Consider the following 24573-nt stretch of genomic DNA (forward strand, 5'->3'; position numbering starts at 1 on the left):
CGGCGGCTACTCCGCGGCCACCACCATCTCGGCCTTGCCCAGCGACGAGGCCACGCGCAGCGTCACCTGCTTCGTCCCGGGAGGAATGACGGGGTCCCCGTTGGACAGCGTCTTGGGGAACTCCACCTTCCAGCCCACCCAGAAGACGCCCGTGTACGGGTAGTACGCCCGCATGTCGAGGTCCACGCGCCCCAGCCGGAGGACGCGCGAGGGCGTCACCTCACCCGAGGGCGTCACCAGCGCGATGTGCCACATGGGGGGCTTCTGGTCGAAGTAGCCGTAGCGGTACTCGTTGAGGTGCACGCCGAGGAAGAACTCGTTCACCTTCTCGGCGTCGGTGCGCTCCTGCGCGAGCATCTTCTCCAGCGTGTTGGCCGGCAGCGCCTGGAAGGCCGCCTGGCGGCGCGCCCGCGCCTCGCGGAAGGAAGGCGTCTGCAGGGTGGCCCCCGCGAAGAGGCGCGTGTCGAAGCCGTCGTAGATTTCGTCCCGGCCCGAGTACTTCGCCAGAATCGCCCGGTAGGCCTCCTCGGCCTGCTCGTCGGGAAGTGTCGGTGCCTGCTCTCCGACGGCGGGCGGCGTGGTGACACAGCCGCCCAGAAGGGTCAGCAGCGCCACCATGACAAACGGCTTCCTCACGGGATGAAGTCCTTGCGGGTGAAGAGGGTGAACAGCTTGTGGCCGGCGGCTTCCACCGCCTCGCGCCCCCCCTCCAGCCGGTCCACCAGCGCGAAGGCGCCGAGCACCTCGAGGCCTTCCACCCGGGCGCGCTCAATCGCCTTCAGCGTGGAGGCTCCCGTGGTGACGACGTCCTCGACGATGGCCACCGGTGCGCCCTTCGGCATGCCGCTGAGGCCCTCAATCCACTGGCCGGTGCCGTGGCCCTTGGGCTCCTTGCGGACGATGAAGGCGGCGAGCGGGTGGCCGGAGAGGTAGCCGGTGAGGCTCACCGCCGAGGCCAGCGGGTCCGCGCCCAGCGTCAGGCCGCCCACGCCCACCGCGGAGGGCGCCTCGCGGCGGATGGACTCCAGCAGCAGGCGGCCGATGAGGAAGTGCCCCTCGGCGAGCAGCGCCGTGCGCTTGCAGTCGATGTAGAAGTCCGACTCCTTGCCGGACGAGAGCACCACGCGCCGCCGCTCGAAGGAGCGCTCCGTGAGCAGCTCCAGCAGCCGGGCACGGTCGCGCGCGAGCGGTTCCGCCATGGTCTACAAACCCTCCAGGTAAGCCACCAGCTCCGACGAGTACCGCAACTGCATCAGGAGCTCCGCCTTGCGCGAGTCGTCCAGCGCGGCGAACACGTCCGCCAGCAGCGAGAGGTCCTGGTTGATGGCCCCGAGCCGCTGCGACACGTCCGCGGCCAGCTCGTCGGCATCGATTTCCTCTTCCACGCCCTCGGGCGCCAGCGTGTCCTCCGTGGCCAGCGCCTTCTCCAGCATGTCGCGCACGGCGGCGCTCAGCCGGCCCTGCGACGCCAGCTCCTCGCGCTTGGCCTCCAGCACCTCCGGCTCCACCGGAGTGGCGTGGATGGCCTCCGCCAGGGACATGAGGAGCGCGTCCTCGTCCGAGAGGCTCGTGTGCACGCGCGCCTGCACCGCGTCCCGCTTCAGGAAGCGCAGCGCGGCCACGCGCCGGAAGCCGCAGACGAGCTGGTAGCGGTCCTCGCCGGCCGGACGCACGTCCACCGGGAAGAGCTGCCCCAGCCGCGCGATGTCCGTGGCCAGCCCGGACACGTCACCCTCCGGACGCAGGCGGAACGTGGTGTCCTCCTGCAGCTTCTCCAACGGCATCAGCACCAAAGTCACCCGTCCGGCCAGGCGCTCCTCGGGCGCGGACAGCTCCTCCGGCAGCTCGCCCTCGTCGGTCTCCTGCTCGGACTCGTCCTCCGTCGCCACCTCGGACTCCTCACCCTGCTCGGAAACGCCCTGTGCAGCAACCTCGGCTCCGGGCTCGCCACCCGGCGAGGGGGCACCCGCCTCCGCCGGAGCTGCCTGGGAAGGCTCACCACCCTCGGCACGGTGCTCACCGGGCGCGGTGCCGCCTTCGGCTTGCTGCCCGCCCTCCGGCCCGCCCGCAGCATGTTGCTCGCCGTGCTGGCCACCCTCGGAGGGGTGACCTCCGCCATTGTGCTGAGGCCCTCCCTCGGCGCGGTGCTCGCCGGGCGTTCCCTCACCAGGGCCACCCTCCGAGCGCGACTGACCCTCGGTGTGCTCGGAAGACTGAGAGCCACCCTCGGGCGAAGTCCCCGGCATCCCTTCCTGACCGTCAACCCTGTGCTCGGCGTCCATGGCGGCACCCCTGGTCTGCCCACCCCCGCGCCACCGCATGCCGATGGCGCGGGTGGTGTGCTCTAGCGGGCCTTCTTCTTCAGTACGACCTTCTTCTTAGCACCAGCACCCAACACGGGAGGCGTTGGCGGCTCGCCACCAGACGCCTGCTCGGCGGGCGCGGGCGGCGGACGCGGGGCCTCCACGCGCGTGGGCGGCGGAGGCGGGGGCGTCGGCTTGCCCGCCGGACGGGCCGGCGGTGCGGGCGGAGCGGCGGCCGGGCGCGTGGTGGCGGCCGGAGCCGGACGCGCGGGCGGAGGCGGCGGCGCGGGACGCGCGGCCGGAGTGGCCGGACGCGCCGGAGTGGTGGGACGCGCGAGCGCCGTCGTCGTCGGACGCGCCACCGTGGGGCGCTCCGCCGGCAGACGGCCCGGCTCCACGTCGCCCATGTCCACGCGGCCGCGGAAGCTGGCGCCGTCCACGATGATGACGCGCGGGGCGTGGATGTCGCCCACCATGCGGCCCTCGCGGGTGAGCTCCACGCTCTCCGTGGCGTTGATGTTGCCCACCACCACGCCGCTGACGATGGCGTTCTTCACCGCCACGTTCGCCTTCACCACGCCCGAGGGCTCCACGATGAGCGTCCGGCTGAGCGTCAGCTCACCCTCGACGCGTCCTCGGACGGTGAGGTCCTCGTCACCGGTCAACCGACCGCTGATGAGGATGGAAGGCCCCACCACGGTGTTGTTGACCTGGCTACTGCCTGAGAGCTCCTTCGCGGTGGCCACGAATCAGCGCTCCTTCATGTCCATGTCGACGTTGCCCTTGAAGGAGGCACCGTCGGCAATGAGGATGCGTGGCGCCTTGATGTCGCCCACCACGCGGCAGTCCGTCTTCAGCTCGACCTTGTCGCTGGCGACGATGTTGCCCGTCACCCGGCCGGCGATCTCCACGTTCTGCGTTTCGATGTCCGCTTCGACGACGCCGCTGCCCTCGACGTAGAGGCTCTCCTTGAGGGAGATCTTCCCCTTCACGGTGCCCTGGATGACCAGGTCCTCGTCTCCGGAGATTTCCCCGTCGATGACGATGCTCGAGCCGATAACCGTATTCGCCATGAGTGTTGTCCGCCCCTCTCGAAAGGTGTGTGCCGTGCCGCGCGCGGCGTGAGTCTCAGATGTCGTCCGGCAACTTCACGTCCATCTCGATGGAGCCGTTGAACACGGCCCCGTCCTCGATGACGACGCGCGGTGCCTTGATGTCGCCCGCCACCTTGGCCGAGGCGTTGATGGCCACCCGGGTCGAGGCGTCGATGTTGCCGCTCGCCTCGCCGTTGATGGTCAACTCCTCGGCTCGGATGTCGGCCTGCACCTTCCCGGTGCTCTCGATGGTGAGGTGGTTCTTGAGGGCAATCTGCCCCTCCACCCGGCCCTCGATGACCAGGTCCCCACCTCCCGTGAGGTTGCCTTTGATGACAATGCCCTTGCCGATGATGCCCGTCTCACCCGTTGCCATGCGGTGACCTCACCCAGCGCCAGCTCCGCCGTAGGAGCCGGGCGCCCTGATTATGTCAGAGATGCGTGGAGATCCAGCCGGAGATATCCCGGAACACCTCCGCCCGCCCCACCTCGTTGAGCGGCTCGTGGCGCATGCCGGGATACTCCTTGAACTTCTTGTCCGTCGAGCCCGCCGTCTCGAAGAAGACCCGAGCTGCCGCCGGTGCGGCCACGCCATCCGCCGCGCCGCACAGCACGAACAGCGGGGCTTGAATCTTCGACGCCAGCAGCATCGCCTCGGCCTGGGCCTTGGTGGACTCCAGGAACCAGCGAGGCGTGACGATGCGCAGGTAGAGCGGGTCCTCGCGGGCGGCGCGCTGCACCTCCGGGTCCTGACTCAGGTCCTCCGGCGTCAGCTCCGTCTTCAGGGGCAGCCACGGCACCAGCTTCCCCACCGCGCGTGCGGCCATGAGCTTCATGGCCGGAGGCGTAATCGCCAGCTTGAGGTAGGGCGCGGACAGCACCACTCCGGACAGCCCCTCCACCTTGCGCTCACCCAGCCACTTCACGGCCATCAGCCCGCCGTGGCTGTGGGCCAGCATGAAGACCTTCTTGCCGCCCGCGTCCTTGCGCACGCGCTCCCAGAAGACCTCGAGGTCGTCCACGAAGTGCGACCACACCTCGCTGTAGCCCCGGCGCCCGTCCGCGCGGCCATGGCCCCGGTAGTCGAAGCCGTGCACCGCGAAGCCGTCCGCGAGCAGCGCGTCCGCGACATACCCGTAGCGGCCGAAGTGGTCCCCGTAGCCGTGCACCACGGCCACGTGCGCGCGCGGCTCCCCATCCGGGAGGCTGGACTTCCAGAAGAGCCGGGTGCCATCCCTGCCGCTGAAGAAGCCCTCGTCATGACGCGCCATAGGCGCATCAACTTAGCGGCCCGACGAACGCGTGGGTAGCGCCTTGAGCTTGCGCTCCAACACGGCGCGCTGTCCGGGGGGCTCCGCGGACTCAGGGTCCAGCTCCAGCACGTCCAGGGCGCGGCGCCACGCCCCGGCGGCCTCTTCGCTCCGAGAGGCCCGCTGGTACGCATCTCCCAGGTGCTCGAGGATGACGGGCTCGTCCGGGGACAGCAGGGACGCCCGCTCCAGCGCATCCACCGCGCGCTGGTACTCGCCGCGCCGGAAGTACACCCACCCCAGCGAGTCCAGGAAGGCACCGGTGTCCGGGTGCAGCTCCAGCGCGCGCCGCACCTTCCGCTCGGCCTCGTCCAAATCCCGGCCCGCCTGCGCGAGGAGATAGCCCAGGAAGTTCAGCGCGGAGGCGTGGTCCGGTGCCACCTCCAGCACCGCCCGCATGCGCGCCAGCGCGCCGTCCAGGTCGCCCTGGCGCTCGTAGGCCGCGCCCAGCACGTACAGGAGCTCCTCGTCCCGGGGGCTCTTCGCCACCACGTCGCCGAGGAAGGCCAGCGCCTCCTTCCCCCGGCCCTGCCGCTGGAGGGTGGCGGCCAGCGCGTCGTACAGCGCGGCGGAGGGCCCGGTGGAGAGCCCCTCCTTCAGCACCGCTTCCGCCCGGGCGGGTGCCCCACTCCGCTCCAGCGCGCGGGCGTACTGCGTGCGCACCTCCACGTCCTCGGGCGCGTCCTGGAGGGCGGCCTTGAGCAGCGCGAGGGCGCGCGGGTGGGCGCCGGCGAGCGACAGGCAGCGGGCGCGGCGCACGCGGGCGTCGGCGAACACGTCGGAGCTCTCGGGCACCGCGCCGAAGGCGTCCGCCGCCTCCTGGAAGCGGCGCATCCGCTCCTGCACCAGTCCCGCGTAGTAGGCCAGCCGGGGCTCCTCCGTCCCCGTCCTGCGGGCCGCCTCCAGCACCTCGGCGGCGGCGGATGGCTCGCGCGCGGCGAGGAAGCTGAAGGCCACGCGCACCACCGTCTCCGGCTCGCCGGACAGCGACAGCAGCCGGTCGAAGTACGCCCGCGCCCGCACCACGGAGCCGGCCTTGAGCGCGGCGCGGCCCGCGGCCAGCAGCACCTCCTGGCTGTCCGGGTCTCGCTGCAGGGCGCTCGCGAGGGCGTTTTCGGCCTCGGTGGGGCGGCCCGTCTCGTCGTACAGCTTCGCCAGCGCGGACAGCACCTCCACGTCGCCTGGATCTCTCCGGCTGGCCTCCACCAGCAGGCGCTCTGCGCGGGGGGTGTCGCCGCGCTCGGCCAGGGCCAGGCCCAGGCGCCGGTAGCCAGAGGCCTCGCCGGGCAGTGCCACGGCCAGCGCCTCCACCACCTTCACCGCCTCGTCGGGCGCGCCGGCCTCCAGGTGGAGCTGCGTCAACACGAGGTAGGCCTCGGGCTCGCGCGGCTTGAGGGCCACCGCGCGCCGCAGGTGCATGCGCGCGCGGGTGAAGCGGCCGGACTCCAGCAGCACGCGCCCCATCAGCACATGCGCCGGGTAGTACGCCGGAGAGCGCTCCACCGCCTTGCGCAGCTCGCGCTCGGCCTTCTCCAAATCCCCCAGCCGCGCGTACTCCTCCGCCAGCCGGGTGAGCAGCAGCGGGTGCCCGTCATCCGTGGCCAGCGCCAGGCGCAGCGCGTCCGCCGCGCCCCGGTGGTCCCCGGCGTAGTGCGAGAGCCGCGACTGGAGGTAGTTCGAGTAGCTGGCGGAGGACGAGAAGCCCTCGTCATCCGAGGCCGCCGCGTCCATGGCCTCGCGCATGGCCTCGCGGTCCACGCGTGGGCGCTTGGACGCGGGGGCCGCGACGGCCCCCTGCGCCACGAGGGCACCCAGCAGCACGGAAGCGAGGAAGCGGGCGGGGCTCACGCGAGGAGTCTAGCGCGGCCCCGTCATCCGTGCAGGCCGGCCGTCAGTTCTCCTCCGGCGGCGGGGCGCCCAGCTTCTCCAGCAGCTTCTCCACCGGGTCGCTGTCCTGGCTCACGTCCGCCACCGCGGAGCGGTACTCGGTGTCCGTGGCCTTCTCCACGTCCGGCAGCATGCGGCTGATGACGTTGCGCGCGGCCTCCGCCTGGCACTCGGGGAGGATGACGGCGAAGACGCCCTCGCCCAGGTGGGAGATGGCATCCGGGTGGCGCACCCGCTTGCGCATGATGTCCGCGATGCTGGCGGGCAGAGACTCCACGGGCCTGTCGGGCCGCAGCACCGCGAGGCTGAGCGCGCGGTGGAAGCGGCGGCTGCGGGCCACCTCCTGCTCCAGCCGCAGCAGCAGGCCGCGCCGGTCATGCAGGCCGGTGACGGGGTCGCTGCCGGTGCGGCGCTGCAGGGCGCTGGCGCGCTCCTTCTCCTGCTGCTCGCGCTCGCCCTGGCGCAGCTTGAGGGCGCGCTCGGTGCGGTTGAGGAGCTCCACCGCGTTGAACGGCTTGCTCATGTAGTCCACCGCGCCCAGGTTGAGCGAGCGGACCTTCTCCGCCACGCCCTGGTGGGCGGACAGGAGGATGACGGGGATGTGGGCCGTGTCCGACGAGGACTTGAGCGCCATGGCCGCGTCCAGGCCGTCCAGCTTGGGCAGGAACACGTCCATGACGACGAGGTCCGGCCGCTGCGCGCGCGCCTTGGCCAGGCCCTCCGCGCCGTCGCGCGCCACCTCCACCCGGTACTTCGAGCGCAGCACCTCGGAGAGCACCGCGGCGATTTCCGGCTCGTCCTCCACCACCAGCACGCGCGGCTGCTCCTGCGGAGAGGTGGCGGGCACCTGCGGCCTCGGGTTGCGCGGCGCCTCCTGCGCCAGCGGCAGCGTGAAGACGAAGATACAGCCCTTGTCCTTCGGGCTCTCCGCCCAGATTTCGCCGCCGTGCAGCTCGACGAACTCCTTGCAGATGGCGAGCCCCAGCCCCGTGCCCTTGCCGCCGTGACGGTAGCGGTCGAAGACGAGGTGCAGCTCGTCCGGGGGAATGCCCACGCCGTCGTCCTGCACGCACACCTTGGCCGCGTCGCCGTCCGGGCGCGCCAGCCGCTGCGTGCTCACCACCACCTCGCCGTCCTGCGCGGCGTGGTGGATGGCGTTGGTGATGAGGTTCTGCAGCACCTCGTGCAGCTTCACCTCGTCGCCGATGAGCATCAGGCTGTCCGGGCACTCCGCGCGCAGCGACACGCCGCGGTCGGCCGCCAGGATTTCCAGCTCGTTGACCGCGTCGCGGCACAGCTGCGCCACGTCCAGCACGCGCGGTTCGATGGACAGCCGCGCCGCCTCGCCCTTGCCCTTCTCCAGGAGCGACTCGACGAGCCCGAGGATCTTCTTGCCCTGGCGGATCATCGCCTCGGCGGACTGCTTCTGCTGGGCCTCCAGCGGGCCCTCCAGCAGCAGGCGGCCATGGCCCAGCAGCACCTGGAGCGGCGCGCGCAAGTCGTGGCTGCAGACGGCGATGATTTCGTCCTTGAGGCGGTTGAGCTCCTTGAGGCGGCGGTTGGCGTCGTTCAGCTCCTGGTAGCGCTGCACGTACGCCAGCTCCAGGTCCTCGCGCTTCTTCTTCACCGCCGTGTGCAGGCGCGCGTTGCGGATGGAGTTGGCCAGCACGCCCGCCACCGCCTGGGCGAACTCCTGCTCGTCGCGGCCGAAGGACGCTTCCACCCGAGACACGCGCAGGAAGAGCGCGCCCAGCAGGTCGTCCTGGCAGATGAGCGGCTGCACGAGGATGGACCTCACGCCCAGCGGCATGATGGAGGTGCGTACCTCCGCCATCAGCGGATCTCTCTGCGCCTCTTCAATCAGCACCGGCTGCCGCGTCTCCAGCGCGCGGCGCAATTCCGGGTAGCGGGCCACCTCGATGTCCAGCTCGACGAGGCTCGGGTCCTCCTGGGTGGCCACCACGCGCGCGGTGCGGGCATGGCTGCCCTCCACCAGCACCACGGAGCAGCGGTCCGTCCCGGTGACGCGGCCCACCTTGTCCACGGCGATGCGGAGGATTTCCTCCAGCTCCAGCGAGCTGGTGGCCGCCTGGGTGATTTCCAGCAGCATCCCCATGCGCATCCGGATGCGCTCTTCCCGGTCACGCAGACGGCTCGTGCGCAGCGCCGACTCCAGCCGCGGCACCACCTCGTCCGCGCTGCGAATCACATCGTCCACTGGTAGACGTTTGATGGCCTCGGAGGAACGTGTACGCCCCAGGTCCACCAGCACCGGCAGCCGCTGCAGGCGCTCCACCTTGCGCAGCGACTCCAGCATCTCCGCCGCCCGCTTCGCCGTCATCGACAGCAGCACGACCTCGGGCTGGAGCACCTCGGCCGCCTGGGCCAGGCCGCTCTCCTTGTCCGCCGCCGCGCACTGGTAGCCGCTCGCCGTGAGCCGCTCCATGAGCGCGTCTCCCGCCTCCTTGGCGGCCACCACCAGCACGCGTCCCCGCTGATCCGCCTGCATCTCGACTCTCACGGTGAACCTCGGCCCCACCGTCCCTGGAGGGGCGGTTGGAGAGGCTGCGTCAACCCACTGCGTGCGTAAGGGTACATGGTTCTGATCCGGATCATGCCGCCGAACACGCCCTGGGGCCAGAGCGGCGGACATCGGTGGGAGGGTGGGCATGTGAGGGAAGCTGCGCGGCCCGGCCGCACCGGCCGTGTGACTCGCGCCCCTGCTCCCAGCCATGTCCCTCCCTCATGCACCCAGGCTGGCTATCACGGTCCGCGCCGGCACAGGAGCGGTTCGTACCGTCCGTGGAGTCTCGCCCGGCCGACAGCCCCACCCGCCGTCGTCCAGGCGCCAGCTCGGCTGCAATTGCAATCTCCTGGCGTTTACCCCCCTCTGTAACGCCGACGCCGGGGCCGCGCCAGGCCACGCCGCGCCGCGCCGTCCCTCTGGGGGCAGCCCCTCCACGCCCTGGGGATGCCCGGACGGTGGGTACGGGGTAGAGTGCGCCGCCATGCCCCATCCACCCCTGACGCGGCACGCATGGCGCGCCGCCCTCACCGTTGCCGCCAGCCTGGCTGCTGCCTGTGGCGACCCCAAGCCTCCTCCCACCCCGGACCCGCCCCAGGTGCAGCTCAACGTGCCCAAGGCCGTCGTCGCGGGGACCAGCTTCAAGGCCATCGTCAACGTGTCCGGCTGCGACAGCGTGACGAGCCTCAACCTGTACGACCGGGACAAACTCCTCAAGTCGTTCTCCTACAGCACGGGCGACGCCACCCTGGAGCTGCTCCCCTCCGACATCCCGTTCGCGACGTCGGGCATGGCCGCCTACCTGTCGCTGAAAGCCGAGGCGGTGTGCAAGGACGGCCGGAAGAACAACTCCCAGCCGCAGCCGGGCACCTTCCTCCCCGTCTCGCGCGTGGTGGCGGCCCCGGCCAACGGTGAGCAGGTCGTCACCGATGCCTTCGTCGTCGACGGCAGCTCCACCTTCGCCAGCTTCATCGGCTGCGGCGTGGAGGGAACGGGCATCTCCGTCATCTACAAGGTGGACGCCACCGGCAAGGTGACGGCGCAGAAGGACCTGCCCTTCGCCTGCAACGCCGAGACGCTCATCACCGACGCCAACAGCACCAGCGGCAAGCGCTGGCTGTGGACGCCGAACGTGGGCGCCATCGCCTTCGACTCCAGCCTGAACCTCAGCGGCCGGACGGCGTCCGACCTCAAGCCCACCATGCTGTCGGTGATGCCGGACGGCGACGCGCTCGTCGTCAACCGCATCCACGAGGTGCGGCGGCTGTCGCACATGCCCGGGTCCACGACGCCGACGGTGGCCACGGTGAAGTGGCTCTACAAGTCCATCGAGGGGCTGCTCACCGCGCCGCTGGCCCTCTCGGATGGCACCGTGAAGATTGCCTCCATGGGGCCGGGGCCCACCGCATTGCTGACCAGCGTCATCGTGAATGACCTGAACGCCAACGACGCGCCCAACGTGGAGAATCAAATCTTCAGCAAGCGCCAGTACACGCTGAAGACCTTCTCGCGGAGCGACCCGCTGCCCCTGGGCGCCCTCAACTCCGACGGCTCCATGATGTACCTGGGCATCCAGCTCGCGAACAACCAGTCGCACGTGATGGCCTGCGTCGCGAACCCGTCTGGCAGCACCCAGGAGTGCGAGGGCTCCAACAACCTCTGGACGAGCCCGGCCCTGCCCGCATCGATGGCGAGCGTGTACTTCCACCCGGAGTCCTCGCGGGTGCTGGCCGTCGGCAAGCAGCGCGTGTGGTTCCTCGACTCGAGCAGCGGCGCGATTCGGACGAAGGAGAACCGCTCGCTCGACGCCAACGGGGCGCTGGTGGTGCAGCGCGTGCTGAGGGGCCGCAACACGGAGCTGTTCTTCCTCAACGCGCCGGAGAAGACGGGCGAGCTGGCCACGCTGCCCGCGGAAATCGTCGGCGTGGACCAGGCCTCCTCCGGTGAGGCCCGCGAGCTGTTCCGCTACCAGGTGGTGAGCAGCCTGGGCGCGGGCGTGGACGCCGAGGGCCGCGTGTGGATGCGCGACGGCCCGGACCTCGTGCAGCTCTTGAGCACGAGCGAGTACCGCCGCCTGCGTCCGTAGTGAAAGGCCCGCTCAGGGCCTGTCGGCGACGAGGAGCGCTTCCACGTTGCCGGCGGGCCCGGGCACGGGCGAGTCCATCAATCCGCGCACGGTGAGGCCCTGCTCGCGCACGAAGGCCGTCACCGCGTCGATGGCCTCCTGACGAGCGGCGGCATCGCGCACCACGCCGCCCTTGCCCACCTTGTCGGGGCCCACCTCGAACTGGGGCTTCACCAGCGCCACCAGCAGGCCGCCCGGCTCCAGGAAGGTGAGCACCGAGGGCAGCACCTGGGTGAGCGAGATGAAGCTCACGTCGATGACGATGGCGCCCACCTTCTCCGGCAAATCTTCCTCGGTGAGGTAGCGCGCGTTGACGCGCTCGCGCGAGCGCACGCGCGAATCCTTGCGCAGCTTCTCGTGGAGCTGGCCGTAGCCCACGTCGATGGCGTGCACGCGGGTGGCGCCGTGCTGGAGCAGGCAGTCGGTGAAGCCGCCGGTGCTGGCGCCGATGTCCGCGCAGACGCGGCCGCGCACGTCCAGGCCGAAGCGGTCCATGGCCGCCTTCAGCTTCAGCCCCCCGCGCGAGACGTACGGGAGGACTTCGCCCTTGAGGCGCAGCTCGGCCTCGACGGGCACCAGCGAGCCGGGCTTGTCCACGCGCTGGTCGTCCACCACCACCTGCCCGGCCAGGATGAGCGCCTGCGCCTTGGTGCGCGACTCCGCCAGCCCGCGCTCCACCACCAGCACGTCCAGCCGCTCCTTGCGGGGCTTCACGGTGCGCCTCCTTCCGAGGAGTCGTCCCGCGTGGGCCACGGAGACGCCATGTCCAGCCGCTCCACGCGAGGCATCGCTATCGGCTCCCTTCGAGCAGCTCGCGGCCCGCGCGCAGCAGTCCCGCCGCGTCCAGGCCCAGCTCCGCGCGCTGCACGCGCGCGTCACCGTGCGGGACGAAGGCGTCCGGCATGCCGACCAGGCGCACCCTCGGGGTGACTCCGCGCGCCGCGTAGAGCTCCAGCACCGCGCTGCCCAGCCCGCCGCGCGTGGTGCCCTCCTCCACCACCACCACGTGGCCGCACGCGGCGGCCTCCAGCAGCGCGGCCTCGTCCAGCGGTGAGGCACAGCGCGCGTCCAGTACGCTCCAGTCCGGCTCGCTCCGCGCGGCCTCCAGCGCCGCGAGCCCCAGCGGGCCCAGCGTCACCAGCGTCAGCCGGGGCCGCTCCGCCCGGCGCAGCCACCGCGCGCCCTTCAGCGGCGCCTCGCCGGAGTGCACCTCCGGAGGCAGCGACGGCAGCGTGCCGCGCGGGAAGCGGATGACGGAGGGATTCGGCGCCACCAGCGCGGTGGCCAGCATGGGCTCCAGGTCCTCACCCACCATGGGCGACCACAGGTGCAGGTTCGGCATCGGCCGCAGCGAGGACACGTCATAGGTGCCCTGGTGCGTGGCGCCGTCCGCGCCCACCAGTCCCGCGCGGTCCACCGCGAAGACGACGGGCAACCCCGGCAGGCACACGTCGTGGATGATCTGGTCGTACGCGCGCTGGAGGAACGTCGAGTAGATGGCGCACACCGGCCGAGCGCCCGCGGCCGCGAGCCCCGCGCTGAAGGTGACGGCGTGCTGCTCGGCGATACCCACGTCGTGCACGCGGTCCGGGAAGCGCGCCTTCAACTCGTTGAGCGCCGAGCCCTCCAGCATCGCCGGCGTCACCGCCACCACGCGCGAGTCCCGCGCCATGGCGTCCTCCAGCACCGCCGCGAAGGCCTCGCTGAAGGTCTGCTGTCCCTTGCGCGAGCGCACCAGCTTCCCGTCCCGCCACTCGTACGGGCCCATGGCATGCCCGCGCGTCTGCGCGTCCGCCTCCGCCGGAGGGAAGCCCTTCCCCTTCAGCGTCAGCGCGTGCACCACCACCGGCCGCGAGGACGCCTTCGCCTCGCGCAGCGCGTGCACCAGCGCGCCCAAATCATGCCCGTCCACCGGACCGACGTACGTGAAGCCCAGCCCCTCGAAGAAGGCGCGGGCCCCTCGGGTGCGCAGCAGCGCGGGGATGGCGCCCACGTTGGCGCTGATGGACATCTGGTTGTCGTTGAGCACCACCACCAGCGGCAGGTGGCTGCCCCCCGCGTTGTTGAGCCCCTCGAAGGTGAGCCCACCGGTGAGGCCGCCGTCGCCCAGCACCGCCACCACGTGCCCGCGCTTGCCCAGCATCCGGCGGCCTTCCAGCACGCCCAGCGCCGCCGAGACCGCGGTGGACGCATGGCCTGCCAACAGCGCGTCGTGGAGACTCTCGCGCGGGTCCAGAAAGGGGGCGATTCCGTCGGCCTGCCGCAGCGTGTGCATGCGCTCGCGCCGTCCGGTGAGCAGCTTGTGCGCGTACGCCTGGTGGCCCACGTCGAACAGCAGCGCGTCCGTCGGCGAGTGGAACACCCGATGCAACGCGACGATGAGCTCCACCGCACCCAGCGAAGCGCCGAGGTGTCCGCCCACGCGGCCGCAGAGCGAGATGATGTCCTCGCGCAGCTCCGCGCACAGCGCCGGCAGCTCCGCCTCCGGAAGCGCCCGCACGTCCGAGGGCGAGGCGACGCGTGCCAGCACCCCCGACATCAGGACTTCCGCTCCACGGAGTAGCGCGCCAGCGCCGCCAGAGGCCCGTCGGCGCCTTCCAGCGGACGCACCGCCGCGATGGCCTCCGCCACCTTCTCCTCCGCCATCCGCTTCGACGCCTCCAGCCCCACCACCGCCGGGAAGGTGAAGCGCCCCGCCGCCGCATCCGCGCCCGCGGGCTTGCCCAGTTGCTCCGGAGTGGCCGTCACGTCCAGCACGTCGTCCGCAATCTGGAAGGCCAGCCCCACCGCGTCACCGTAGCTGGTCGCGCGCGCCAGCGCGTCCGCGTCCCCGCCCGCCGCCAGCGTCCCCATGCGGCACGCGGCGCGAATGAGGGCGCCCGTCTTCATCCGGTGCAACCGCACGAGGTAGTCCAGCGCGGCCGGCCGGTCCTCGGCGATGTCCAGCACCTGCCCGCCCACCATGCCCGCCGCGCCCGCGGCCACCGCCAGCTCGCGGCAGAGCGCAGCGCGCACGGGCTCCGGCCCCGAGGCCACCAGCGTGAAGGCCTCCGTCAGCAGCGCGTCGCCGGCCAGAATCGCCATCGCCTCGCCGTACACCTTGTGGTTGGTGGGCCGGCCCCGGCGGTAGTCGTCATCGTCCATGGCCGGCAGGTCGTCATGCACCAGCGAGTACGTGTGCACGTACTCCAGCGCGCACGCCGCGTCGCCCGCCACGGCCGAGCCGTTGCTGGCGCGGGCCACCGTGTCCGCGAACGTCAGACACAGCACCGGACGCAGGCGCTTGCCGCCGGCCATCAGCGAGTAGCGCATGGCCTCCGCCAGCTTCGGCGGGGTGCCGGCCGACACGAGGCGGTCCATGCGCTCGAGCAGCAGCGCCTCCACCCGCGCCACCTGGGGGCCCAGGAAGGAGTCCAAGTCGAAAGTGGCCAAGAGTCCGTGCTCCTCTAGGAGGCCGGCGGGAACACGAGCTCGCGGATGCGCTTGACGAGCCTGTCCATGTCCAGCGGCTTGACGAAGTAGTCCGCGGCGCCGACCTCGAAGCCGTGCCGCTTGTCCTCGGGGTCCCCGCGTCCGCTGATGAAGATGACAGGGATGTCCTTGAAGTTCTCGTTCTTCTTCACCGCCCGGCACAGCTCGAAGCCATCAATCCAGGACATGTTGACGTCCAGGAGGATGGCCCGCGGCCGGTGGAGCTGCAGCGAGGCGATGAGCCGCAGACCGTTGGCTGCCAGGGTGACGTCGAAGCCCTCGTCCTCCAGGGCCGCCGCCAGCAGCTCCCGCGTGTCGCGGTCATCATCGACGATGGTGATTTTCGGCTTCGACATGCCGGAACCGGGCGCCCGCACCGCCTAGAACGGGACGTCATCCTCCGGAGGGGGCCGGGGGGCAGGCGCAGCAGGCGCCCGGGCGGCCGGCGGCGGGGGCTGACGCGCCGTCACCGTCAGGGGCGCCACCACGTCCTTGCCGTCCTCGTCCGTGAGGAGCTGCTCGATTCGCTGCTCCGCCTCGGTGAGCAGCTTCTCGCCGCGGCGCACGAGCCGGATGCCTTCCTCGAAGGCCTTCAGCGAGTCCTCCAGGGACAGGTTGCCGCTCTCCAACCGGCCTACCGTCTCCTCGAGCCGCGCCACCACGTCCCCGTACTGCTCGGGAATCTCGGCCTCCGCCGCCACCTTGTCCGCCTTGGACGCCTTGTCCGCCTTCGCCACAGCCTTCCACCTCCCCGTGTGGGGCGCGGGACTCTAGAGGGTGGCCCGTCAGCAGTCCACCGGCCCTTTCACCCCGGTGACGGTGGCTTCGACTTCCTCACACCCGTCGAGCGTCTTCGCCCCATTCATCGCGAGTTTGATGCCCAGCCGCTCTCCCACCTGTACGTCGGTGCTGGTGCGCACCACCGCGCCATCCCGCTGGCGGAACACCACCGAATAACCGCGCGACATCACCTTCAACGGACTCATCGCGTCCAGCCGTCCCTCCAGACGCTGGAAACGCCTCTGCGCATCCGCCAGGGCCCCCTGCTGGAGCGCCAGCAGCCGCGCCCGGTGCGCGGCCAGCCGGGCACGCTCCCGCGACACCCTCGCCGCCGGTGACGCCCGCTCCAACCCGAGCCGCGCCTGCGCCAGCGCCGCCTGCCGGGTCGCCACGCCCGAGCGCGCCGCCTCCGTCAGCCGCATCGCCAGCTTGAGCAGGTGGGCCCGCTGCTCGCCCAGCCGCGCCTGGGGCCGCGCCCGCTGCAGGCGCTCGGACAGGACGCGCAAGGTGTCCCGGTGCTCGCGCACCGCGGGACGCAGCACGCGCATCATCGCCTCCACCTGCTCGGACAGGTGCAGCCGCTGGTGGTTGATGGCGCGCCGCGGGTCCTCAATCTGTGACGAGAGCTGGCCCAGTTCCTCGCGCAGCTCCAGCACCCGGCGCTCCATGGCGCGACGGAGGCGCCCGGCCTGCGTGGCCAGCATCAGCTCCAGGTCCGCCAGCACCGGCGCCAGCCGCTCCGCCGCCGCGCTGGGCGTGGGCGCGCGCCAGTCCGACACGAAGTCGGAGATGGTGAAGTCGATTTCGTGGCCGATGGCCGACACCACCGGCACCGGCGAGGCGAAAATCGCCCGCGCCACCAGTTCCTCGTTGAACGTCCAGAGGTCCTCCACGGAGCCTCCGCCGCGCGTCACCACGATGACGTCCACGTCGGTGCGCGACAGCCGTTCAATCGCCCGCGCGACTTCCTCGGCGGAGCCCTCGCCCTGCACGCGCGCGTCCGCCAGCAGCACGCTCTGCCGCGGGTTGCGCGAGTGCAGCACGCGCAGGAAGTCCTGGAGCGCCGCGCCGGTGCGGCTCGTGACGATGCCGATGCGCCGGGGCAGGAAGGGCAGCGGGCGCGGCGGGCGCACGCGCCGGTCGCCGATGAGCCCCTCCGCCGCGAGCCTTTCCTTCAGCTGCTCGAAGGCGAGCGCCAGCGCGCCCTCCCCCACCGGCTCCATCCGCTGGACGATGAGGCTGTAGCGCCCCTGCGGCTCGTAGAGGTCGACGCTGCCCTCGGCGATGACCTCCATGCCGTCGCGGAGCATGAAGCGCAGCCGGCCCGCGAGCGACGCCCACACCTTCGTGTCGATGGCGGCGGACGCATCCTTCAGCGAGAAGTACCAGTGCCCGCGCGCGTTGGGGCCGCGGAAGCCCGTCACCTCGCCGCGCACGATGACGCGCGCGAAGCGCGACTCCAGCGTCTGCTTCAACTGCCGCGTCAGCTCGCCCACCGACAGCACCGAGCGCTCGGGCTTCGGCGGCGGCGGAGGCGCGCCTTCCAGCGGCCCCAGCAGAGACGTGCCGTCCGCGTCCACCGGAGGAGGAGGAGGCGGCGGCTTGCGGGGCATGGCCACCACGCGGCCACGCGGCGCGGCCTCCTCGGACGGAGCCGGGAGTCCGGGCGGCGTGACGGGTGAGCCGAACAAATCCCCCTGCAGGCCGGGAGGAGGGGCCGGCGGCGTACCGCCCTTGGGCTTCTTCATCGCGAGAGCTTGTCGACCCAGGTCTGCGCCTTCTGGTGGTACTCGTCGTCGGGCGGCGTCATGGCCACCACGTCCCGGAACTTGGGCAGCGCGTCCTCGGGCGCGGAGTCCTTGATGGAGTAGGCGGAGAGGTACAGGTCCTTCGCCTTGGTCTTCATCTCACTGATGATGTTGGTGGCGCCCGCATGGCCCGGGTCCGCCTGCAGGGCGCGGCGCGCGTACTCCATGGCGCGCGCCCACTGGCCCGCCGCCTTCGCCGCGCTGGCGCCCTTGTAGAAGATGGTGGCCGCGCGCGTGCCCGCGTTGCGCGCCATCTTGCTGGGCCGGCCGTCGGTGATGTCCTTGTCCAGCGCCAACAGCTTCGTCAGCGACCTGGCGTCCAGGTCCTCCAGCTTCTTGTAGAGGCCGGTGAACTCGTTGATCTGCCCCAGCAGCTTCTTGCACTGGGGCGTGCGGGCCATGCACGCGTTGAGGATGGCCACCGCGCCGGACGTGTCGCCGTCACGGAAGCGGTCCACCGCCGGCTCCCACGGCTTGGGCGCGGGGCCCTGGACGACGGGCTTGGGCGCGTCGCGCTGGGCGATGGACTGCACCGCCGCCTCGTTGATGAGCTTCGCGTCGCGGTGGTCCGGCATGGCCACCAGCACGTCGTCGGTGATGGCCTTCGCTTCGTCGAAATGGCCGCTGTCCAGCGCCGTGCGCGCCGCCAGCGTTCGCTTCTCGGACGCGGTCTTCAGCTCCCGCGTCAGCGTGCGCACCTGGTCATCGAGGAACTGCGTCTTGCTCGTCTTCGCCAGCGCGGCGGCGGCCTTGCCCAGCTCGTTCTTCGCGAGCGCCGCGCGCACGTCCTCCAGGCTGCGCTGGATGGGAATCTCCCGCTCCGCGTGCCCGAGGTAGTCCGTCACGCCCGGGTAGTCCGGCGCCTGTGCCTGGAGCTCCTCCAGCTTGGCCTGCGCTTCAATCCACTTGCCCTCGCGCACCAGGTTCTTCGCTTCCTGGAACAGCGCGCTGAGCGCGCCGCGCCGGAGCTTCTCCTCCCGGTCTCGCTGCAGCTCCGCGGCCTGCTGGCGGTTCATGTTCACCCGCGCCACCGCCAGGCCCGCGAACAGCAGCACCACCACGCCGGCCGCGGCCAGCTTGATGCGCATCTTCTTCTTCTGCGCCGCGGGGTCCGGGGGCGCGGCGGCCTGCGAGCGCGAGGTGCGCACGCGTCCGCCCTCGGCGCGCGGCGGCGGACGGGCCGGCACCCCGGGCCGGCTTCCGGAGCTGGCGCCGGACGGCCGCGGCCGCGAGCCGCTGGCGGGCGTGGACACCGTCATCGTGGAGTTGGCCACGTCCTCGAAGCGCAGCTCCGTGTCGCCCAGGGTGACGACGTCGCCGTTGGCCAACGGCGTCTCGTCGCTGATGGCGTCGCCGTTGACGAGCGTGCCGTTGCCGGAGCCCAGATCACTCACCGCCCAGCCCACGCCCACCTTGCGCACCATGACGTGCTTGCGGGACACGGACGTGTCGGGGATGCAGATGGGGTTGTCGTTGGCGCGGCCGATGACGTACTCGCCGTCCTCCAGGGGGAACTCCTCACCCTCCCTGGGACCGGCGATGCAGACGAGCCTGGAGCTCGCGGACGCCGGGGCGGGCCGGGTCGCGGGGCTGCTCGCGGACGACCTGCTGCGCACGGCGGGCCGGGAACCCGTGCTTCCCGAGGGCGTCCCGCCGCCGGAGGACGTTCCTGCGCCGGAAGGCGTTCCGGATGACGGCCTGCGACGCGCCGGAGGGGAACCGTTCGACATGGGAAATCACCGACTTCCTGAAGGGGGGCACGGGCCTACAGCTCGTGCTCGTAAGCCAATTCCAAAGCGCGATTGTGGCAGCGATGCTCGGCTGTAGGGAAGCGCCTGCCCACTTCCTGCAGGGCGGCCCGGGCCTTCTTCGCGTTCCGGTACTGTACGGCGCGTTGGAAATCGAGCATCAGCTGGCTGCACTTGTGGTCCAGCTCGGCTGACACCTGCCCGAGCTGATAGCGCACGTCCTGGTACAGCTCCGGCTTCGCGTCCAGGGCTTCCAGGGTGAGCCACGCGAAGCGGAATTCCTTCCACGCCTTGAAGAGGTTCTCCGCGCCGATGTCCCGCGTCTCGTAGAAGCGGGCCCCGGCCAACGCGTACTGGCGCGCCTTCGCCACCAGGTCGTCCTGGGACAGCTCCGGCACGGGGATGATTTCCACGCGGAGGTTCCAGATGCGCCACGACTCGTTGCCGGGCGGGTTGCGCACGTTGTCGAAGACGAGGGAGTTGCGCTCGTTTCGCTTGAGCGAGGAGACCGGGAGGATGGCCTCCAGCTCCCGCTCGTTGGCGCTGGCCGTGTCCGGGGGGACCCACCCGAGATTCACGCCGTTGAGCACCAGCGCCACCTCCTCCTTGGAGATGCCGCTGGACTGGTAGTGCACCAGCGCCACCGCCCGTGTGGGCGTGACGAACTCGAAGTCGAACGCCTTCTGGTCCGGGCGCTCCCACTGCACGCCCTCGCCCACGCCGAACGAGTCCGGCACCGGGTCCACCCCGAGCGCCACCGGCTCCGGCCCCGTGGCCCGGGTGCCTTCCCCGTGCGGCAGGAACACCCAGCCCAGCGCGGCCAGCCCGCCCAGCAGCAGCAGCGCCACCGGCAGGCCCACCGCGATGCGCGCCCCGAGCGGCTGCTCGGTCCACCACAGCGCGAGCTGCCCACGCCCGGTGCTGGCCAGCTCCCGGCGGCGGCGGGCGCGCTCGGCGGCCGTCATGCCCTCGGCGGGAGCGGCGGCGGGCGCGGCGGGCGCGGGGACGCGCACGATCTTGAGGTTGGTTTTCTCCTCCTCGGGGGGAGCGGCGGGAGGGGCGGCGGGCGCGGGGTCGCGCGCGCTCCTGAGGTCGGTCTTCTCCTCCTCGGGGAGAGGGGCGGGAGGGGCGGCGATGGGCGCGAGAACGTGAGGGATCGCCAGCTCGGTCCTCTCCGGTGCCTCCTCGGAGAAGGCGGCGATGGGCGCGAGAACGTGAGGGATCGCCAGCTCGGTCCTCTCCGGCGCCTCCTCTTCGGGGGCGACGGGCTCGACGATGGGCGCGAGCGTGAGCGCGGGCTCGGTCCACTCGGGCGCCTCCTCGGGCGGAGGCGGCGAGTCCGCGGGGCGCTGCGGAGCAACGGCGGGGAGCCTCGCGGTGGGCAGGACCTCGGCGGCGGCGTCGAGGGGGCCGCCCAGCGGCATGTGGCGGCGGATGGGGCGGGTGGCGTCCTCGTCCCCTTCCGGCGGCACCCAGACGAAGGTGAACTCCACGGGGCCGACGGTGATTCTGTCTCCGTCGCGCAGCTGCTGCTCACCGGGCAGGAGCGCGCCGTTGAGGTGCGTGCCGTTGGCGCTTCCCACGTCCTCGGCGAAGTAGAGCCCCCCGCGCTCGACGATGCGGGCGTGCCGCCGGGACACGCCGTGGTCGTGCAGCACCAGGTCGTTCTCCGAGGTGCGGCCGATCTTCACCTCGGCCTGCTCGAAGACGAGCTCCCTTCCCTCCTGGAGCCCCTTGGTGATGGTCAGGCGGATTGGCAGGGGAAGACCCTCGGGTGGGCCTCTAGGCGAGCTCGCCGAAGAAGAACTGGAACACGATGGGCCCGAACAGCACCATGAACACCGTGGGGAAGATGCAGGCGATGAGCGGGAAGAGCATCTTCACCGGGGCCTCGCCGGCCAGCTTCTCCGCGCGCTGGGTGCGGTCGATGCGCATCTGCGTGGACTGGATGCGCAGCACCTTGCCCAGGCTGGTGCCCATCTTGTCCGCCTGGATGAGCGCGGTGACGAACGTCGTCAGCGCCGGCAGGTCCACGCGGACGATCATGCTCTTCATCGCCTCTTCGCGCGTCTTGCCCATCTTGAGCTGCTTGAGCACCAGCTGCAGCTCCTCGCGCAGCGGGCCCTGCTTGCCCTTCTCCACCACCTTCGCCAGCGCGGCGGTGAAGTCCAGGCCCGCCTCCACCGACAGCGTGAGCAGGTCCAGGTTGTAGGGCAGCGCGCGGCTGATCTGCAGGTGGCGCTTCTTCACCTGGTCGTTCAGCCAGATGAGCGGGTAGTACATGCCAATCAGCATGACCAACAGGCCCCACCCCAGGTTGAAGCCGAGGGCGTTCATCAGCAGCAGGCCCAGCACCAGGCCTCCCACGGCGCTGACCTCCTGCAGGGCCATGATGTCCTCGGGCTTGTAGCCCTGCGGCTCACCGGCCTTGATGAGGTTGCGGCGCGCCTTGGACTCGTAGCCCGGCCACATGAAGCGCCGGTTCATCGCGCCCAGCCGGCGGATGGCCACGCCGCCCGCGCCCTTCACACCGCCCGCGGACTCGTCGCGGACCTCGGAGAGGAAGCGCTCGAACAGCGTCTGGTACAGGAACAGGCCGGCGAACCCCACGGCCCCGGCGACGAGCAGCGCGGAGCTGCCGACCAGCACTTGCGTCAGGACGTCCACGGTGCACCCCTCAGATATCGATGTTGACGATGCGCCGGATGATGAGGATGCCCATGATTTCCATGATGGCGATGATGACCACCAGGATCCACCCGAAGAGGTGGTCCATCATGGGCTCCATGAGGTCCGGCCGCATGTAGTTGAGCACCATGCCCAGCACGCCGGGCATGGCCGCGACAATCCACCCCTGCAGCTTGCCCTGCGAGGTGAGCGCGTCGATCTTCCCTTCCAGGCGGAAGCGCTCGCGAATCACGGTGGAGATGGTCTCGAACATCTCCGCCATGTTGCCGCCGAGCTGCCGGGCGATGTTGGTGGACACCACCACCAGCTCCAGGTCGTCGCTGCCCACCCGGCGCCCCATGTTGATGAGCGCCTCCTCCAGCGGCACGCCCAGCTTCACTTCCTTCACGAAGAGGCCGAACTCCTGGGACAGCGGAGGCATCGCCTCGCGCGCCACGTGCTCAATGGCCTGCGGGAAGGTGAGGCCCGCCTTGAAGGCGTTGGCCATGGCCTGCAGCGCGTCCACCAGCTGGACGTTGAACTTCTTGATGCGCCGCTTGCGGTAGTGCTTCACCAGCAGCATGGGCACGAAGAAGCCGAACACCGTGGCGATGACGGCGAGGATGGGGTTGAAGATGATGTACGAGAGGATCCCCAGCAAGCACATGCTCGCGATGTTGAGGATCAACATCTGGCGCGCATCGATGAAGAGGAACATGTCGCTCAAGTCGTTCATCGACTTGGCGACGTAGCGCTCCTGGTACTGCTCATACGCCTTCGACAGGACGCTGAAGATCACCAGGCTGAAGAAGAAGACCGACCCGGTGACGAGGAGGAGGACGATTCCGGCGAGCATGGGCGTGGTTCCCTGAGGGGAAAGGACCCGCGTGAAGCGCCGTTACGGCGCGCCCGCGCCCGCCGCGGCCTTCTCTGCCGCGGCGCCGCCCTTGATGATCTGGATGATTTCGCGGCGCTTCTGCTCCAGCACGCGGGTGCGCTCACCGGAGAGCAACGTGCTGATGGTGGCGCGGCCGCGCTCCTCGATGAGGTCCACGTCATCCTCGTTGCGCAGGGTGAGCGTGAGGGTGCCCAGCTCCGTCGCCAGCACGAGGATTTCCGCCTCCTCCGGCAGCACCATCAGCGAGATGTCGTTGTAGTTGCGCTGGTTCTCCGGGATGAGGTTCACGTTGGTGGTACCGGTGATCTTGCCCGTGGCCACCACGATGACGTTCTGGAGCAGCGTCACCGCCACGTTCTCGTCCGTCTGCGGATCACGGAAGGTGCCGATGACGTCCACCTTGTCGTTGGGGCGAATCCAGCCGCCCACGGCCGTGGTGTTCTTCGCTTCAATCGTGATGGCGCGGGCCTTGCGCTGAACCTTGGTGGACAGGCGCTCGGCGGCCTTCGTCGTCTCGAACTGGCTCCACAGCAGCGGATCACCCGCCTGCAGCGCCACGAGCACCTTCTGGTTCACCACGTAGGAGGCCGAGTCCGGGCGCACCACCGAGGAGGTGACGAACTGCTCCGGCACGGAGCGCTGGGAGATCATCTCGAAGGTGATGACCGTACCCTCGGGGATGTCTTGCGCCGCCACGACGACGGGCACCAGGTTCCAACCTCGGCGGACGTCCGCCTCCTTCTTCTTGATGGCGGAATACGCGATGACGCCGGCCAGCAGGCCCAGCACGAGCGCGACGACAAGCGGAGTCTTGCCCTTCAGCATGGTTCGGGATCCTCCAGAACGGGGGGGAACCGTTCGGTGGAGAGGCGGTCCAGAGGGGGTGTGCGAATACAGTCAGACGCAATACACGAGAATGGTGTGGGATGTTAGCCGTGCGACGCGCCGGGTGTCAAAACTACCTCTCACGATAGCCCCGCATCCCGCGCCATTCCAGATACGTCCGCCGCTGGGACGTGGATGCTACGGCAGGTCCGGGTTGTAGAGGCCGCGCAGCACCAGCGTCGTGCCCTGCTCGTCCTTCAGCAGCACGGGCCGGCCCTGCTCCAGCCCCACCACGCGGACGCTGAAGCCCACCCCCTCCGGCGCCACGTGCACCGCGAGCGAGCCCGGGACGAGCGCCTCGGGCACCGCATCATCCTCGGAGGACAGCCAGAGCACCTGGGACGGGACGGGCTGGAAGGTGCGTGTGCGCACGAGCCCCTCGCGCGCGCCGGCCCGGACGAGGGCGTGTCTCCAGGCCTCCACGTCCACCGGAGCCCCGGCGTGCGCCTGGAGCTCCTGCACCATCACCAGGTGGACGCGCCGCGCCACGCGCAGGAACTCCAGGTTGGCGGCCCCCTCGGAGCGCGACGCCTCCAGGCCCTGCGGAGCGCCCCCGGCCAGGGTGCCCACCACCGACAGAAGGATGGCGCCAGACGCCCACAGCGGCGCGGTACGGCCCCGGACGAGGCCCCAGCCGATGCGCAGCGCGCCCGCGACGGCCAGCAGCGAAGCCACCAGCACCAGCCACCGGGGCGGCGCGCCCACGTTGAAGGGCTGGCCGAGCGCCTGCGTCAGGTGGCGCCACTCGGGCACGGCCGTGACGGCGACGCCGGCCGCGAAGGCGAGGAAGACGGCCGCGTGCACCAGTCGCAGCCCGAGCGGGGACGGCTGCCCCGCCACGCTTCGAGCCGTCACGGGAACGGCAGGTTCAGCACGAAATAGAAGGAGTCGTAGTAGACCTGATACGCCTCCATGAAGAGGTCGATGACGTTGGACTGCTTGTCCTGCGACCACTTGACCTTCACCGACGCGCCGATGACGAGGGCGACGACGAGGACCCAGTTCAGGAGCGAGTACTCGACCATGGCCTGCCCGCGGCGGCTCCTGCGAGCGCGGGGGCGCGACGTCTTCAC

At 70.9% G+C, this 24573-nt stretch carries 23 protein-coding genes; 1 reads left to right on the forward strand and 22 read right to left on the reverse strand.

Annotated elements, in window-relative coordinates; genetic code table 11:
• Positions 1 to 6: 6 nt before the first annotated feature.
• The 9 genes from ACVTJA_RS33715 to ACVTJA_RS33755 all read right to left on the reverse strand — a co-directional run bounded on the left by ACVTJA_RS33715 (position 7) and on the right by ACVTJA_RS33755 (position 9103).
• Positions 7 to 636 carry a hypothetical protein gene (locus ACVTJA_RS33715; RefSeq protein ID WP_465825686.1) on the reverse strand — a complete coding sequence of 210 codons (630 nt, stop codon included), beginning with the start codon at positions 634 to 636 and terminating at the stop codon, positions 7 to 9.
• Positions 633 to 1199 (reverse strand): orotate phosphoribosyltransferase, encoded by a 567-nt coding sequence (pyrE, locus tag ACVTJA_RS33720; RefSeq protein ID WP_465825687.1) that lies wholly within the window; start codon positions 1197 to 1199, stop codon positions 633 to 635. Before pyrE ends, ACVTJA_RS33715 begins: the two co-directional genes overlap by 4 nt.
• 3 nt (positions 1200 to 1202) lie before the next feature.
• Positions 1203 to 1889 (reverse strand): ParB/RepB/Spo0J family partition protein, encoded by a 687-nt coding sequence (locus tag ACVTJA_RS33725; RefSeq protein WP_465825688.1) that lies wholly within the window; start codon positions 1887 to 1889, stop codon positions 1203 to 1205.
• A 455-nt stretch (positions 1890 to 2344) separates the two neighbouring features.
• Positions 2345 to 3049 (reverse strand): bactofilin BacP, encoded by a 705-nt coding sequence (bacP, locus tag ACVTJA_RS33730; RefSeq protein ID WP_465825689.1) that lies wholly within the window; start codon positions 3047 to 3049, stop codon positions 2345 to 2347.
• A gap of 3 nt (positions 3050 to 3052) precedes the next feature.
• Positions 3053 to 3376, reverse strand: a complete 324-nt coding sequence (locus tag ACVTJA_RS33735) for a bactofilin family protein (protein ID WP_002636698.1) — start codon at positions 3374 to 3376, stop codon at positions 3053 to 3055.
• Positions 3377 to 3431: 55 nt separating this feature from the next.
• Positions 3432 to 3773: a bactofilin BacN gene (gene bacN, locus ACVTJA_RS33740; RefSeq protein ID WP_163998308.1), complete on the reverse strand. Its 342-nt coding sequence runs from the start codon at positions 3771 to 3773 to the stop codon at positions 3432 to 3434.
• A 55-nt stretch (positions 3774 to 3828) separates the two neighbouring features.
• On the reverse strand, positions 3829 to 4668 hold the full coding sequence (locus tag ACVTJA_RS33745) for an alpha/beta hydrolase (protein ID WP_465825690.1): 840 nt from the start codon (positions 4666 to 4668) through the stop codon (positions 3829 to 3831).
• 12 nt (positions 4669 to 4680) lie between these two features.
• Positions 4681 to 6555 carry a tetratricopeptide repeat protein gene (locus ACVTJA_RS33750; RefSeq protein WP_465825691.1) on the reverse strand — a complete coding sequence of 625 codons (1875 nt, stop codon included), beginning with the start codon at positions 6553 to 6555 and terminating at the stop codon, positions 4681 to 4683.
• A 43-nt stretch (positions 6556 to 6598) separates the two neighbouring features.
• A complete protein-coding gene (locus ACVTJA_RS33755; protein WP_465840571.1) occupies positions 6599 to 9103 on the reverse strand; it encodes an ATP-binding protein in 2505 nt (834 codons plus the stop codon).
• 499 nt (positions 9104 to 9602) lie between these two features.
• Here ACVTJA_RS33755 and ACVTJA_RS33760 point away from each other — a divergent pair, with 499 nt between their 5' ends.
• Positions 9603 to 11204, forward strand: a complete 1602-nt coding sequence (locus ACVTJA_RS33760; RefSeq protein ID WP_465825692.1) for a hypothetical protein — start codon at positions 9603 to 9605, stop codon at positions 11202 to 11204.
• 12 nt (positions 11205 to 11216) lie between these two features.
• Here the strand turns inward: ACVTJA_RS33760 and ACVTJA_RS33765 are convergent, their stop codons facing one another.
• The 13 genes from ACVTJA_RS33765 to ACVTJA_RS33825 all read right to left on the reverse strand — a co-directional run bounded on the left by ACVTJA_RS33765 (position 11217) and on the right by ACVTJA_RS33825 (position 24573).
• Positions 11217 to 11957 (reverse strand): TlyA family RNA methyltransferase, encoded by a 741-nt coding sequence (locus tag ACVTJA_RS33765; RefSeq protein ID WP_465825693.1) that lies wholly within the window; start codon positions 11955 to 11957, stop codon positions 11217 to 11219.
• Positions 11958 to 12033: 76 nt separating this feature from the next.
• The gene (locus ACVTJA_RS33770; protein WP_465825694.1) at positions 12034 to 13782 is read right to left on the reverse strand and encodes a 1-deoxy-D-xylulose-5-phosphate synthase; all 1749 of its coding nucleotides are present in this window, start codon (positions 13780 to 13782) and stop codon (positions 12034 to 12036) included.
• Positions 13782 to 14675, reverse strand: coding sequence for a polyprenyl synthetase family protein (locus ACVTJA_RS33775; protein ID WP_465825695.1), 894 nt, complete (start codon positions 14673 to 14675; stop codon positions 13782 to 13784). Before ACVTJA_RS33775 ends, ACVTJA_RS33770 begins: the two co-directional genes overlap by 1 nt.
• 14 nt (positions 14676 to 14689) lie before the next feature.
• Entirely contained in the window at positions 14690 to 15070 is a 381-nt protein-coding gene (locus ACVTJA_RS33780; RefSeq protein WP_465825696.1) for a response regulator, read from the reverse strand.
• Between the two features lie 24 nt (positions 15071 to 15094).
• Complete coding sequence (xseB, locus tag ACVTJA_RS33785; protein ID WP_465825697.1) at positions 15095 to 15451, reverse strand: exodeoxyribonuclease VII small subunit; 357 nt, start codon at positions 15449 to 15451, stop codon at positions 15095 to 15097.
• A 48-nt stretch (positions 15452 to 15499) separates the two neighbouring features.
• Positions 15500 to 17242, reverse strand: coding sequence for an exodeoxyribonuclease VII large subunit (xseA, locus tag ACVTJA_RS33790; RefSeq protein ID WP_465825698.1), 1743 nt, complete (start codon positions 17240 to 17242; stop codon positions 15500 to 15502).
• Positions 17239 to 19032: an FHA domain-containing protein gene (locus ACVTJA_RS33795; RefSeq protein WP_465825699.1), complete on the reverse strand. Its 1794-nt coding sequence runs from the start codon at positions 19030 to 19032 to the stop codon at positions 17239 to 17241. The genes xseA and ACVTJA_RS33795 overlap by 4 nt, the downstream gene beginning before the upstream one ends.
• Before the next feature lie 35 nt (positions 19033 to 19067).
• Positions 19068 to 20741 (reverse strand): FHA domain-containing protein, encoded by a 1674-nt coding sequence (locus ACVTJA_RS33800; protein WP_465825700.1) that lies wholly within the window; start codon positions 20739 to 20741, stop codon positions 19068 to 19070.
• A 91-nt stretch (positions 20742 to 20832) separates the two neighbouring features.
• The gene (locus ACVTJA_RS33805) at positions 20833 to 21717 is read right to left on the reverse strand and encodes a type II secretion system F family protein (RefSeq protein WP_465825701.1); all 885 of its coding nucleotides are present in this window, start codon (positions 21715 to 21717) and stop codon (positions 20833 to 20835) included.
• A 10-nt stretch (positions 21718 to 21727) separates the two neighbouring features.
• On the reverse strand, positions 21728 to 22573 hold the full coding sequence (locus tag ACVTJA_RS33810; protein ID WP_465825704.1) for a type II secretion system F family protein: 846 nt from the start codon (positions 22571 to 22573) through the stop codon (positions 21728 to 21730).
• A 42-nt stretch (positions 22574 to 22615) separates the two neighbouring features.
• The gene (gene cpaB / locus ACVTJA_RS33815) at positions 22616 to 23440 is read right to left on the reverse strand and encodes a Flp pilus assembly protein CpaB (RefSeq protein ID WP_465825707.1); all 825 of its coding nucleotides are present in this window, start codon (positions 23438 to 23440) and stop codon (positions 22616 to 22618) included.
• 198 nt (positions 23441 to 23638) lie between these two features.
• Entirely contained in the window at positions 23639 to 24355 is a 717-nt protein-coding gene (locus ACVTJA_RS33820; protein ID WP_465825709.1) for a hypothetical protein, read from the reverse strand.
• Positions 24352 to 24573 (reverse strand): hypothetical protein, encoded by a 222-nt coding sequence (locus ACVTJA_RS33825; RefSeq protein WP_465840572.1) that lies wholly within the window; start codon positions 24571 to 24573, stop codon positions 24352 to 24354. The genes ACVTJA_RS33820 and ACVTJA_RS33825 overlap by 4 nt, the downstream gene beginning before the upstream one ends.

This window comes from Pyxidicoccus sp. M6 (assembly GCF_055568925.1).

Bases quoted from the DNA above. Each gene is read 5' to 3' on its own strand.
- ACVTJA_RS33755 (WP_465840571.1), bottom strand. From the start codon at position 9,103: ATGCAGGCGGATCAGCGGGGACGCGTGCTGGTGGTGGCCGCCAAGGAG.
- ACVTJA_RS33810 (WP_465825704.1), bottom strand. From the start codon at position 22,573: ATGCTCGCCGGAATCGTCCTCCTCCTCGTCACCGGGTCGGTCTTCTTC.
- ACVTJA_RS33780 (WP_465825696.1), bottom strand. From the start codon at position 15,070: ATGTCGAAGCCGAAAATCACCATCGTCGATGATGACCGCGACACGCGG.
- ACVTJA_RS33760 (WP_465825692.1), top strand. From the start codon at position 9,603: ATGCCCCATCCACCCCTGACGCGGCACGCATGGCGCGCCGCCCTCACC.
- xseA (WP_465825698.1), bottom strand. From the start codon at position 17,242: ATGAAGAAGCCCAAGGGCGGTACGCCGCCGGCCCCTCCTCCCGGCCTG.
- ACVTJA_RS33770 (WP_465825694.1), bottom strand. From the start codon at position 13,782: ATGTCGGGGGTGCTGGCACGCGTCGCCTCGCCCTCGGACGTGCGGGCG.
- pyrE (WP_465825687.1), bottom strand. From the start codon at position 1,199: ATGGCGGAACCGCTCGCGCGCGACCGTGCCCGGCTGCTGGAGCTGCTC.
- bacN (WP_163998308.1), bottom strand. From the start codon at position 3,773: ATGGCAACGGGTGAGACGGGCATCATCGGCAAGGGCATTGTCATCAAA.
- ACVTJA_RS33735 (WP_002636698.1), bottom strand. From the start codon at position 3,376: ATGGCGAATACGGTTATCGGCTCGAGCATCGTCATCGACGGGGAAATC.
- ACVTJA_RS33745 (WP_465825690.1), bottom strand. From the start codon at position 4,668: ATGGCGCGTCATGACGAGGGCTTCTTCAGCGGCAGGGATGGCACCCGG.
- cpaB (WP_465825707.1), bottom strand. From the start codon at position 23,440: ATGCTGAAGGGCAAGACTCCGCTTGTCGTCGCGCTCGTGCTGGGCCTG.
- ACVTJA_RS33795 (WP_465825699.1), bottom strand. From the start codon at position 19,032: ATGTCGAACGGTTCCCCTCCGGCGCGTCGCAGGCCGTCATCCGGAACG.